At 75.1% G+C, this 12,133-nt stretch carries 11 protein-coding genes and 1 pseudogene; 2 read left to right on the top strand and 10 right to left on the bottom strand.

Translation table 11 applies throughout. The features are described from left to right. Positions 1-140: 140 nt before the first annotated feature. On the bottom strand, positions 141-374 hold the full coding sequence (locus DT057_RS04735; protein WP_128560969.1) for a putative signal transducing protein: 234 nt from the start codon (positions 372-374) through the stop codon (positions 141-143). A gap of 345 nt (positions 375-719) precedes the next feature. On the opposite strand from DT057_RS04735, the gene DT057_RS04730 reads away from it, so the two are divergent. Then, positions 720-1,757 (top strand): polyprenyl synthetase family protein, encoded by a 1,038-nt coding sequence (locus DT057_RS04730; protein ID WP_128560968.1) that lies wholly within the window; start codon positions 720-722, stop codon positions 1,755-1,757. 178 nt (positions 1,758-1,935) lie between these two features. Here the strand turns inward: DT057_RS04730 and DT057_RS04725 are convergent, their stop codons facing one another. Then, complete coding sequence (locus DT057_RS04725) at positions 1,936-2,223, bottom strand: hypothetical protein (protein WP_128560967.1); 288 nt, start codon at positions 2,221-2,223, stop codon at positions 1,936-1,938. 341 nt (positions 2,224-2,564) lie between these two features. Here DT057_RS04725 and DT057_RS04715 point away from each other — a divergent pair, with 341 nt between their 5' ends. Next, positions 2,565-3,587: a PAS domain-containing protein gene (locus tag DT057_RS04715; RefSeq protein ID WP_128560965.1), complete on the top strand. Its 1,023-nt coding sequence runs from the start codon at positions 2,565-2,567 to the stop codon at positions 3,585-3,587. A gap of 227 nt (positions 3,588-3,814) precedes the next feature. Here DT057_RS04715 and DT057_RS04710 read toward each other — a convergent pair whose 3' ends face one another. From DT057_RS04710 to cysC, 8 genes and pseudogenes are all read right to left on the bottom strand, one after another. Continuing rightward, a complete protein-coding gene (locus DT057_RS04710; protein WP_128560964.1) occupies positions 3,815-4,696 on the bottom strand; it encodes a 4-(cytidine 5'-diphospho)-2-C-methyl-D-erythritol kinase in 882 nt (293 codons plus the stop codon). Positions 4,697-4,826: 130 nt separating this feature from the next. After that, positions 4,827-6,695, bottom strand: coding sequence for a tetratricopeptide repeat protein (locus DT057_RS04705; RefSeq protein ID WP_128560963.1), 1,869 nt, complete (start codon positions 6,693-6,695; stop codon positions 4,827-4,829). 197 nt (positions 6,696-6,892) lie between these two features. Next, a complete protein-coding gene (locus DT057_RS04700; RefSeq protein WP_128560962.1) occupies positions 6,893-8,143 on the bottom strand; it encodes an RNA polymerase sigma factor in 1,251 nt (416 codons plus the stop codon). Further along, a complete protein-coding gene (locus DT057_RS04695) occupies positions 8,140-8,508 on the bottom strand; it encodes a YciI family protein (protein WP_128560961.1) in 369 nt (122 codons plus the stop codon). The genes DT057_RS04700 and DT057_RS04695 overlap by 4 nt, the downstream gene beginning before the upstream one ends. 114 nt (positions 8,509-8,622) lie before the next feature. Beyond that, positions 8,623-10,059, bottom strand: a complete 1,437-nt coding sequence (locus DT057_RS37475; RefSeq protein ID WP_420870302.1) for a mechanosensitive ion channel family protein — start codon at positions 10,057-10,059, stop codon at positions 8,623-8,625. Positions 10,060-10,545: 486 nt separating this feature from the next. Beyond that, the coding region (locus DT057_RS36025; protein ID WP_203236183.1) for a hypothetical protein at positions 10,546-10,821 on the bottom strand (276 nt) is incomplete at its 3' end. A 139-nt stretch (positions 10,822-10,960) separates the two neighbouring features. Next, entirely contained in the window at positions 10,961-11,176 is a 216-nt protein-coding gene (locus DT057_RS04685; RefSeq protein WP_128560959.1) for a hypothetical protein, read from the bottom strand. Between the two features lie 147 nt (positions 11,177-11,323). Beyond that, positions 11,324-11,908: pseudogene (gene cysC / locus DT057_RS04680) on the bottom strand (adenylyl-sulfate kinase); the annotation flags it as partial. Between the last annotated feature and the right edge of the window lie 225 nt (positions 11,909-12,133).

Here is a 12,133-nt window from a genome sequence, read left to right as displayed (position 1 = left end):
GCCCCGCGCCGAGGTCGCAGACGGTCTCGCCCGGGCGGGCGCCCGCGGCGGCGGCGAGGAGGGCGGCGTCGGTGCCGGCCCGGTGCCCGCCGCGGCCGACCTGCGCCAGCCGCAGGCGCCCGCCGAGCCAGGCGGCCGGCTCAGCGCCGGGCATCGTCCCGCAGCTCGTGCCCGAGGCCCGCGTCGGTGAGGATGCGCCGGGCCTGGAGCGCGTGGTCCTCGGGCACGAGCAGGCGGCGGGGGAAGGCCCCGATCATGCCCTCCATGCCGCTGATGTGCCGGTCGGCCACGAGGACCGGGATCGCGGCGCCCTCGAGGAGCGACTCGGCGAACCCGATCAGGACGAGGTCGTTCGTGCGGATCAACTCGATCATGGGTGGAAGCGGTGTCCCGGGAAGCGGCCTGCGTGAAGGCGGGCACGGCCGCGCGGCATCCCGCACGCCCGCCCGCCCCGCACGGTCCGTGCCGCACCGCGTCCGCGCGGCGACGCCGGCCGGCCCGTCGCCCGGCGAGGCTTAGCACGCCACAGGGTTGCGGGTGAGGGCCGCGGGTGAGGGCCGCGGTCCGGGCACGGGGCGGGCGGGTGCGGTGACGGGCTTGCGGCAGCTTGCGTGTTGCCGCCGGGGGCGGTCGCGTGCCAAAGGGGGCGGGGACACGCCCCGTGCGCGGCGGCCGGGACGGACCCGCCGGTCCGGGGCGGATGAGGAGAACTCGCGGGCGTGGGCGTCGTACTTCCCTTCGAAGACAAATCCTCCGATCCGGAAGCCAGCCTCGACGCCCTCGTCGCGCTGGTCTCGGGCGGCATGGACCGCGTCAACGCGATGATCCTCTCGCGCACCGGGTCCGAGGTCACGATGATCCCGGAGGTGGCCAACCACCTCATCTCGTCCGGCGGCAAGCGCCTTCGGCCGATCCTGACCCTCGCGACCGCGGCCCTGTGCGGCTACGGCCCGGCCGAGGGCGAGCGGGACGGCGACGTCAAGCTCGCGGCCAGCGTCGAGTTCATGCACACCGCGACGCTCCTGCACGACGACGTGGTCGACGAGAGCGACATGCGCCGCGGCAAGGTCGCGGCCCGCATCAAGTGGGGCAACGAGGCCAGCGTCCTCGTCGGCGACTTCCTGCTCGGCCAAGCCTTCAAGATGATGGTCGAGGTCGGCTCCCTGCGGGCCCTCGACATCCTCTCCTCCGCGGCGGCCGTGATCGCCGAGGGCGAGGTGATGCAGCTCACCGCCGCCAAGAACACCGAGACGACCGAGGACGAGTACCTGGCGGTCATCCGGGCCAAGACCGCCGAGCTGTTCGCCGCCGCCTGCGAGGTCGGGCCGGTGCTGGCCGGGCGGCCGAAATCCGAGGTCGCCGCCTGCCGCAGCTACGGCATGAACCTCGGCATCGCCTTCCAGCTCGTCGACGACGCCCTCGATTACGGCGGCACCAGCGCGGACCTCGGCAAGAACGTCGGCGACGATTTTCGCGAGGGCAAGATCACCCTGCCGGTGGTGCTCTCCTTCCGGCGCGGCTCCGACGAGGAGCGCGCCTTCTGGCGCCGCACCCTGGAGCGGGCCGAGATCGAGGAGGCCCGGGACCTCGACACCGCCCTCGGCATCATGCGGCGCCACCGGGCGCTCGAGGACACGATCGAGCGGGCCCGGCATTACGGCGCCATGGCGCGCGACGCCCTGGCGCTGTTCCCGAAGAGCCCGATGAAGGAAGCCCTGCTGGAGGCGGTGGATTTCTGCATCGCGCGGGCGCGCTAGCGCCGGTCCCGGCCGGGGCGGCCGCGGCCTCGATCCGCGGCTTTGCCGCGAACTCTCCCCTTGCCGCCAAGTCCCTGCCTCGTCGCCAAGTCCCTGCCTCGTCGCCAAGTCCCCGGTGTATTCGCGTCGCCTGCGACGAGCCGGTGCCCACGTCGCCGGACGCTGCTCGAGCGCCGCCTCACCGCCCCTGCACGATCCGTCCGTGCGCGAGGTCGAGCTCGACCTGGACGCTCCGCGCGATGTAGTCGAACGCGACCTGGTCGGAACACGCCGTCCGCAGGCGGGCCCGCACCTCGTCCCACCCGACCGCGGCGCCGCGCTGGGGCAGAAGGCGCTTGAGCTTCTCGCTGACGATCTCGCCGCGCACGTAGCCCCGGTGCGCCAGCAGCCGCCTGAGCGCGGCCATCAGGCGGTCGAGCTCGCGGTCCGCGTCGTATCTCTCAATCGTTCCGAACCGCCGTTGCATGCCCGTTCCCTGGCGTGGTGCCGCATGTGCCGGGAGAGTGAGTTCCCGGAACAGAATATTCGGTTAAACCCCCGCGCCGCAGGTCGGATCGAGGCCGCTCTTGTTCGCGCCTCGACCATCCGCCGCGCCCGGTGAGCACCCCTCGGCGCGGCCCAGGCCCTGCTCCGCACCAAGTCTCGCTTCGCACCAAGTCCTGCTCCGCAGTAGGCCCCGCTCCGCAACGCGCCCCCCGTGACGCAGGGAGAGAAACGTGCCTTCCTGAAAGGGAGCCGCGAGGCCGCCCGCGCGCTGGAACCCGGCCGCAGGTGCTCACCCGGCGGCTGAGACGGGATTGTGCTGCCATGAACACGAGCGACCCGGCCTTCACGGCCGGCGACTTCCTGCGGCTGACCGACAGAACCGGGCTGACGGGATCCTGGCGCTGGGACTTCGTCACGAACCAGCAGTTCTGGTCGTCGGGCCTCTACGGCATCCTCGGGCTGACGCCGGACCGGGTGAGCCCGGATTACGGGCTGCTCCTCGACCTCGTCCATCCGGACGACCGCCTCGGGCTCGCCACGATTGCGGAGATCGTCAAGGCCAGCATCCTCGAGGCGCACACGTTCCGCATCATCCGCCCGGACGGGACGTTGCGGACGCTGACGACCCGGGGCCGGGTCCGGGTCGCCCCGGACGGGCGGCCCCTGAGCGCCGCCGGCGTGATGATCGACGTCAGCGACCAGGAGATGCTGGCCCGGGCCCACCGCAGCGAGGCGCGGCGCCGGCGCGCCCTGTTCGAGGTGGCCCGGATCTTCACGACCGCGTTCCGGACCTTCCCGGTCCGGGATTTCTCGGCCGAGTGCCTGGCGCTCACCGGCCTGTCGAACGACGAGCTGGCGGCGGACTTCACCCGCGCCGCCGTCCCGGAGGAGCGGGCCCTGTGGCGCGACCGGGCGGTGCCCCTGTTCCTGGCCGGCAAGCCCTTCTCGCTCACCCCCAAGCTGATCCTCGCCGGGGGCGACCGGGCCCGCTTCACCTACGTCACGGTGCCGGTGCGCGACGGCCGGGGCGTCATCCGGTCCTGGACCACGATGGCCTACCCGGCGGCCTCGCGCCTCGCCCTGCCCGTCGACGACGTCCGCGCCGGCCTGGAGCAGGCCGTCGAGGGGCATCACATGCGCGCCGCCCGGGGGCTCCTCGACTGGACCCTGAAGGACCTCGCCCAGGCGAGCGGCCTGTCGCTGTCGACCGTGCGGCGCCTCGAGGACAACAGCGAGGGCCCGACCGCCCGCAGCCGGCCGGCGGTCCTGGCGGCCCTGCGGACGGCGGGAATCCGGTTCTCGCTCCTCGACGGCAGCACGATCGCGGTCAGCCTGACCGCGTGAGGCCGGGCCGCAGCCGGCCTTCGCCGCGGCCGGACCGGCCCACTGCGCCGCCGGAGCGCGGACCTCCGGGGCAGCGAATCCCGGGCAGGGTTCCTCGGGAACGGGGCACCCGCGCGGGGGCCGCTCGAGAGCGGCACCCGATCGCGTTGCTGGCGATCGCTGCTCCAGGCTTTCGATGTTGCCGCCTCGTCTGCGACGAACCGGCATCCACGCCGTCGAAGAATGCTCTAGCGCAGGAGCGTCGGCCGCACCCACCAGCCCGGGGCCTGCGCGGCGATCCGGCGCGCGGCCTGGGCGGCCCGGGAGCGGTGCGCGAACAGCCCGAACACGGTGGCGCCCGATCCCGACATCCGGGCGAGCCGGCAGCCATCCTGGTCGCGCAGCGCCGCGAGGACGTCGCCGATCACGGGGGCGAGGCTCAGGGCCGGGGCCTCGAGGTCGTTGCGGGCCGGGCCGATCCGCGCGAGCAGGCCCGCGAGGTCGCGCGCGCCGTCGACCTCCGGGTGCTCCTCCCGGGCCGCCGGGTGCGGCTCGCCCGCCTTCAGGCCGAGCGCGCGGAAGACGGGGGCGGTCTCGACCGCCACGCCCGGGTTGATCAGCACCGCCGGCAGGGGCGGCAGGGCGAGGGCGGGGCCGAGGGACTCGCCGGCGCCGCGCATCATCCGGGCCCGCGGCTCGAGGCAGACCGGGACGTCGGCGCCGGTGCGGCGGGCCGCCTCCAGCACGGCCGGGTGATCGGCCCGCAGGCCGTTCGACCGGGCGAGGAGGCGCAGGGCGGCCGCGGCGTCCGACGACCCGCCGCCGATCCCGGCCGCCACCGGCAGGCGCTTGACGAGGGCGAAGCGCCCGGCCCGCAGGTCCGGGACCAGGGCCGCGAGGTGCCGGGCGGCCCGCAGCACGAGGTTGTCGCCGAGGGGGCCGGCGGGCCCGGCGGTGGGGCCCGCGACCGCGAGGTCCAGGGCCGGGCCCGGCTCCAGCGTCAGGGCGTCGCCCACGCCCGCGAAGGCCACCAGGCTCTCGAGCGCGTGGTAGCCGTCGCCGGCGCGGCGGCCGAGGACGTGCAGCGTGAGGTTGATCTTGGCGGGAGCGCGGGTGGCGAGGGCGGTCACGGAAGCGTCGCTGTGCGGAGCCCGGGCGACACCGCGCCCGCCGGGCGGCCGGGGGAAGGCCGGGGGCCTCCGCCGGACCCCGGGCGGGCGCGGCCCGCGGGGCGGGTCGGCCGTTGCTCGGGGCGGCTCGTCAGCCGCCGCTCTTCTGCTCGACGCCCATGGCCGGCGGCTCGCTCGGGGTCGGGGCGCCCTTGGGCATCTCGGGCTGGGCGGGAGCCTGGCTCTCGGCGGTCGCGGCGGGCTTCTCCGGCTCGGGCAGCCCGTCCTTCAGCTTCGCCTCGATCTTGGCGAGGTCGTCCGGCTCCGGGTTGAGGTCCTTGGCGTGCTGCCACTGGAACTTGCCCTCGAGCCGCCGGCCGCTGCGCCAGTAGGCGTCGCCCAGGTGGTCGTTGATGGTGGGGTCGCCGGGCTTCAGCTCGATGGCCTTCTCGAGTTCGCGCACCGCGTCGTCCCAGCGGCCGAGCCGGTAATAGGCCCAGCCCAGGCTGTCGATGATCATGCCGTCCCGCGGCTGCAGGTCGACCGCCTGCTTGAGCATGCGGAAGGCCTCGTCGATGTTCTGGTTCTGGTCGACCCAGGAATACGCCAGGTAGTTGAGCACCTGCGCCCGGCCGTTCGGCTGGGTCGCGGGCACGAGCTCCAGCGCCTTCTTGAGGTCGGCCTCGGCCTTGGGCCAGTCCCGGGCGCGCTCGTAGGCCGTGCCGCGGAAGTAGTACAGGGTCCAGTAGTTGCGGGCCGGCTCGGTGCCGATCAGGTCGATGGCCTTCGAGTAGGTCTCGGCGGATTCCGGGAACTTCTTGCGCGAGCGCTGCACGTTCCCGAGCGCCGAGATCACGTCGACGTCGTTCGGGTAGGTCTTGGCGACCTGATCGAGATGCGCGATGGCCTCGTCGCCCTTGCCCATCTGCTCGAGGTTGAGGCCGATCTGGATGTCGGCGTTGAGCTTGAGGGGCGAGCCCGCCGGCATGCGGGCGAAGACCTCGTTCGCCCGCTCGGGCGCCTTCATGCGCTCCAGCGTGTCGGCGAGGGTGAGGAGCGCCAGGGAGTGCTCGGGGGCGAGGTGGAGGGCGAGCCTGAGGTAGACCACGGCCGGAAGCTCGTCGCCCTGCGAGGTGCCGGCCGAGCCGAGGCCGTACAGCACCTCGGCGGCGCCCTCCTGGGCCGAGCCGATGAGGGGCGCCAGGGGCTTGCCGGCCTTGAGCTTGTCGAGGGCGTCGCGCACGATCGGGTGGCGCGGCAGGACGTTGTCGAAATCCTGGTAGGCCGCCACGGCGAGGTCCGGCCGGCCGGAATCCGCCTCGAAGCGCCCGTACGCGTCGACGATCCGCAGGGTGTTGTGGTCGGCGTCGTAGGCCGCCTTGAGCCGGCGCTCCGCCTCGACCTTGTCGCCGACGAGCGCCGCGATCAGGCCCGCGTGGTAGTCGCGGAAGACGTTGTAGTAGCGTTCGCCCTTGAGCTTGTTGATGGTCTCGAAGGCCTTCTTGCCCTCGCCGTTGCCGGCGTAGGACCAGGCCGTCAGCAGGGTCGAGGTCAGGTCCGCGGCCGCGCCCTTGCCGCCGCGCTGCAGGTTCTGGCGGGCCGCCGCGTACTGCTTGGTCTTGATCTTCTGCACGCCGAGGGCGAGCTGCGCCAGGCCGTTCGAGCCGTCCCGGGCGGTGAGCCGCTCCGCCGCCCGGAACGCCTCCGGCAGCGAGCCGTCCGCGAGCAGCGCCACGAAGGAGCGCTCCAGCAGCTCGGCATTGCGCGGGTCGCCCTTCACCGCCTCGCGGTAGTAGGTGGCGGCGGCGGCCGTGTCGCGGGAGGCCCCGGCGATGTAGGCGGCCAAGAAGTTCCCCTCCAGCGAATCCGCCGGCTCGAAGGCCTGGGGCGCCGCGATGTCGCGGGCCGCCAGCCGGGCGGCCAGCACGGGCGAGGGGGCTGCCGCGAGCAGCAGGGCCAGCGCGGCGAGCGCGCGTCCGCGGCGGGGAGAGGGGATTCTGGTCGTGGGCACCAAGCTCATGGCTCCGTCGTCGCACCGGCCGCGGCGCAGGCACGAAATCGGGCGCGACATTGAACCCTGTGCGGGGCAGCGGCAAGGCCAAAGGAGGGCGGCGGTATGTCCGCGGCGGCGGCGGCGTGCGCCCGGACACGGGGGCCCGCAACCCCCCGGCCGGGCGGGACGCACCCGCCGCGCGCCGGGCCCGGAGGCCGGGCCCGTCAGCTTGCGGCGTCCGCCGCGAGGCGGTCGAGGTGGAGCCGGATGTGGGCCGCCTCCGCGGCGGTCCCGGCGAGGGCGATAGCCCGGTCGAAGGCGGTGCGGGCCTCCTCGGACCGGCCGAGCTGCACCAGCAGCGCCCCCCGGACCCCGAAGAAGTGGAAGTAGCCCGACAGGCGCGGCGCCAGGGGCTCGATCATCGCCAGCGCCGTCGCCGGCCCGTGCACCTTCGACACCGCCACGGCCCGGTTGAGGGTGACGACGGGCGAGGGCTGCATCTGCTCGAGCGTGGCGTAGAGCCGGTCGATCTGGGCCCAGTCCGTCTCCGCCGGCCGGGCGGCCCGCGCGTGCAGCGCCGCCACGGCCGCCTGCACCTGGTAGGGGCCGGGCCGGCGGTGGCGCAGGGCCTTGTCGAGGAGCGCCAGGCCCTCGCCGATGGCGCGGGCGTCCCACAGGCCGCGGTCCTGCGCCTCGAGGAGCACGAGGGCGCCCGCCGCGTCGAAGCGCGCGGGCGTGCGGGCGTTCTGGAGCAGCATCAGGGCGGCGAGCCCCAGGATCTCGGGCTCCGCCGGGAACAGGCGCAGCAGCAGCCGGGCGAGGCGGATCGCCTCGTCGCAGAGCGGCGCCCGGGCGCCCCGGGTGTCCGCGCCGGCGGAGTAGCCCTCGTTGAACACGAGGTAGATCATGGCGGCGACGGCGGCGAGGCGCTCGGCCCGCTCGGCGGGGCCGGGGGCCCCGAAGGGCACGGCGCCCCTCTGGACCCGGGCCTTCGCCCGGGTGATGCGCTGCTCCATGGCGCTCTCGCCGACCAGGAAGGCCCGGGCGATCCGCGCCACCGGGAGCCCCGAGACGACGCGCAGCGCGAGGGCGATCTGCTGGGTGGCCGGCAGGTCCGGGTGGCAGCAGACGAAGAGCAGGCGCAGGATGTCGTCGCGGTAATGCGCCTCGTCGAGCCGCTCGGCCATCGCGGCCTCGGCGTCGCCGCGCTCCGAGATCGCGTCCTCCTCGGGCAGGGGCTCCTGCCGGCGCCGGCGCCGGACCTCGTCGAGCCCGGCGTTGCGCCCGACCAGGATGAGCCAGGCGGCCGTGTCCCGCGGCGGCCCCGTGCGGGGCCAGCGCGAGAGGGCCCGCAGGCAGGCCTCCTGGTAGGCCTCCTCGGCGGCGTCGAGATCGCGGAAGTAGCGCAGCAGCGCGCCGAGCACCCGCGGGCGGGCCGCCGCCAGGGCGGCGTCGATCCAGGCCGGGTCGGTCACGGGCCGCCCCCCGGATTGAACAGGGAGACGGGGCGGATCTCGTAGGAGCCGCCGGGATTGGCCGCGCCGAGCTCCCGCGCCGTCTCGAGGGCCTGCTCCAGGTCGCGGCACTCGACGAGGTAGAAGCCGAGGAGCTGCTCCTTGGTCTCGGCGAACGGGCCGTCGAGGACCAGCGGCGGCTCCCGGTCCTTGCGCAGGGTGGTGGCCGCCGTGGTCGGCATCAGGCGCGCCACCGGCCCGAGCCGGCCCTGCGCGGCGAGCCGGCCCTGCACGGCGGCGAGGCGCTCCATCACGGCGTCGTCCTCCTGCTTGGTCCAGGCTCCGACGGCGTCCTCGGAATGGTAGCACAGGATGGCGTACAGCATCGGCAGGTCTCCGGTCCGGCCCGGAGGACGCGCGAAGCGCCCCGGCGCCGACAGGTCTGGCATGGGATCGGGCGCGGAAACGGGGCGCCGGGAGGGGAGCGGCGGACGGCGCCGTCACTCGGCGGCGGGCTGCACGGCCGCCGGCTGCACGGCGAGCGCGGCCGCGAGGTGCGGGGGCCGCGGCGCCTCCCCGGGCCCCGGCCGGACCATGACGGCGTTCGACGCGAAGGGCACGCCGGCCTCCTGGAGGGCGCGGTGGATGCGCTTGAGCGCCTCGCGCTGGATGTAGCTCGGCTTCAGCGGCCGGGCCGTGAACTTGCAGCGCACCACGATCGCCGCGTCGGCGATCTCCTGCACGCCCTGCATCTTGAGCGGCAGCAGGAATTCGGGGCCGAGCTCGGGGTCGGCGAGCATCGCCTGGCCGACCTTCTTGATGGTGCGCCGCGCCGTCTCGATGTCGGCCTCGCGGTCGAGCCGGATCGTGAACTTCACCGTCGCCCAGTCGCGCGAGAAGTTGGTGATCTGGTCGATGCGCCCGAACGGGATGGTGTGGATCTGTCCGTTCTGGTGGCGCAGCCGCACCGAGCGCAGGCTGATGCGCTCGACCGTGCCCTTGAGGCGGCCGGTATCGACGTACTCGCCGAGCCGGAAGGCGTCGTCGGCCATGAAGAAGATGCCCGACACGATGTCCTTGACGAGCGCCTGGCTGCCGAACGAGAGGGCGAGGCCGACGACGCCGAAGCCCGCGAGCAGGGGCGCGGTGTCGATGCCGAGGGCCGAGAGCACGATCAGCGCGGTGAGCGCCAGGGTGGCGCCGAGGGCGAGGTCGCGCACGATGGGCAGCACGGTGGCGAGGCGCCCCTGCGCCGCCGGCTCGGCCTCGTCCTCCTCGCCCGGCAGGCCCGGCCGGGCCGCCGGCAGGTGGGCCGAGAAGTAGGCCTTGAGGAAGCTCCAGACCGCCCAGCCGGCGACGAGCGCGGCCGCGACCCGCACCAGGGCCGTGAGGACGTCGTGCGAGCGCGGGTCGGCGAGGAACGGGTCCCAGAGGCGGGCGATCACCGCGAGCCCCGCGACCCAGATCCCGCCGGTGGCGACGGTGCGCGCCGCGGCGGCGGCGGCCGCCGCGAGGGGCGTGCCGGGGAGGTGGCGCGCCGCCAGGCTGCCGGCGACGGCGTCGATCCCGAGGGCGCAGATCGGCAGGAGGATCACGATGACCTGGGTGGCGCCCGCGGCGGTGCCCCAGTGCCCGCGCTCCGGATCCGCGAGGGCGATCGGGCCGGCGCCCCAGAGCGCGAGGGCGACGGCGACGAGGAGGTAGGGATAGGCGGCCGCCGCGGCCCGCCGGATCGGCCCCGCCGGCGCCGGGTCGCCGCGAAACAGCGCCGCGATGTCCCGCCGCCCGCCCCAGAACCAGGCCAGCTTCAGCCCGAGCAGGAGGGTGCCGCCGAGGAGGTACCAGCCCTCGATGACGAGGGCCGCGCTGCCGGCGTGCCGGGCCAGGGCGGCGAGCGCCTCGACGACGGCGCCGAGCAGGGCGTAGGCGGCGAGCATCCGGGTGTGCCAGGCCGCGTGGGGCAGGCGGAGCAGGCGGTTGCCGCAGGATTGCGGCCGCAGCAGGAAGCGGGCGGCGACGAGGAACAGGGCGGCGACCGCGCCGTAGCGCAGGAGCCGGAGGCCGAGGGCCTGCGCCATGTCGGGCTCGGGGAAGCGCCAGCGCCAGGCGAGCCCGGCGCCCGCGGAGAAGACCGCCAGGGCCGCGAGGTCGAGGGCGAGGCGGCCGACGCCCGCCCGCAGGCGCTCGGTGAGGTGGGCCGGCGTCTCGGCGCGCCAGCCGATCGCGCGGCGCAAGAGCGCGCGCGCCGCCCAGGCGAGCGCGGCGGCGCCTGCCGCGACGAGGAGGAGCGCGCCGAGCGGCGCGGCCCCGCCGCCCGGCGCGACCTCCCGGCGCCAGGCGCCGGCGAGGTCGCGCGGGATCTCGGCCAGGCGGCCGACGCCCTCGAGGCGCTGCATCAGGCCGTCGAGGAAGATCTCGGCGANGGCGGGCGGGGCCGTGGCGCTGCCCGCCGGCGCCGCGCCCGCCTCCCACCGGATGGTCACCGGCCGGCCCGACCCCTTCATGGAATCCATCACGGCCTGGACCTGGCCCTGGTCGACGCCCGGATGCAGCACCACGCTCACCCCGGCGCCCTCCGCGCCGAGCGCCGCCGCCGGGGCGGCGAGGAGCGCCAGGAGGGCGAGGCGCGGGCCCGCGCGGCGCCACGCCCCCGGCCGGACGAGCAGCGCGAGCGCCACGGCGACGATGCTAGCTGCCACGATCACGACGCAACCCCGAGAGAGGACCCGCGGCGATCCTACATCATCGGGACCGGCGGGCGACCGGGCACGGCGCGCCCGCCGGCCCTCCCGCGCTCGCCCCTCCGGGGGGCGGGAGGGCCGGCCGCGCCGCGGGGGCTCAGAAGGTCACCATCGCCTGGGTCATCGACTCCATCACCTGCGTCGGGTCGGCGGCGTGCTGGATGCCGATGACCACGAACAGGCACACGACCAGCGCGAAGACCATGTAGGTGAGGATCGGGGTGATGATCCCGGCCCATTGCCGGGCCGCGTGGATGGCGACGCAGCCCGCCGTGAAGCCGGCGGCCTCCGCCATCGGGACGAACTCGACCACGCTCATGTCTCCGCTGCCAACCTCTTGTTGCACTGCACCATATAGGCAAGAACCAGGCCCGGCGCAGCCCCGCGGGACCGCGCGCCGGGGCAACGCTGGTCTGCACCGCCGGCGGGTCGGGACGCCCGCGCGGTCAGGCGCTCCGGCTCACGCGATCACGCCGCGGCGCCTGAGCTCGGCGAGCACCTGCCCTGCCGCGTCCTCGACGCCGCATCCGAGGGTGTCGAGGCGGATCTCGGGCGCCACCGGCGCCTCGTACGGCGACGTGATCCCGGTGAAGTGCGGGATCAGCCCGGCCTTGGCCCGGGCGTAGAGGCCCTTGGGGTCGCGCCGCATGCACTCGGCGAGGGGCGTATCGATGAAGATCTCCAGGAACTCGCCCTCGTCCACCAGGGCGCGGGCGAGCATCCGCTCCTTGCGGAACGGGGAGATGAAGGAGCAGATCACGATCAGGCCGGCTTCCAGCATCAGCTTGGCGGTCTCGCCGACGCGCCGCATGTTCTCGACCCGGTCCGCGTCCGAGAAGCCGAGGTCCCTGGTCAGCCCGCCGCGCAGGTTGTCTCCGTCGAGGAGGGTCGTGTGGTAGCCGGCCTGCCAGAGCCGCTCCTCGATGCGGTCGGCGATGGTCGACTTGCCGGCGCCCGACAGGCCCGTCAGCCACAGGATCACCGGGCGCTGGCGCTTCAGGCTCGCCCGCGCCGCCTTCCCGACGCTCAGGGCCTGGGGCCGCACCGCGGCGGGCGCCGGGTGCGCCGGCGGGCCGGAGGCGTCTCGCGGGTCCTGCATGCCGGTGATCTCGCTCCCTCGCCCGCAACCGCCCGCCGTCGCAGGGGCGTCCAGTCGCAGGGGCGTCCAAGGGGGCCGGTTCTCACGAGCCCCCAGGCCGGCGTCAAGGGCGCGGCCGCCGACCTTGAGAGCCGGGGAGGGGGCCTTCACCCGTCCGTCACGGAATCGTCG

The organism is Methylobacterium crusticola, assembly GCF_003574465.1.
In the GTDB taxonomy this organism is placed as follows: Bacteria; Pseudomonadota; Alphaproteobacteria; order Rhizobiales; family Beijerinckiaceae; genus Methylobacterium; species Methylobacterium crusticola.
Note: the sequence above shows the minus strand (reverse complement) of the source record. Positions and strands in the feature narration are given on the sequence as shown.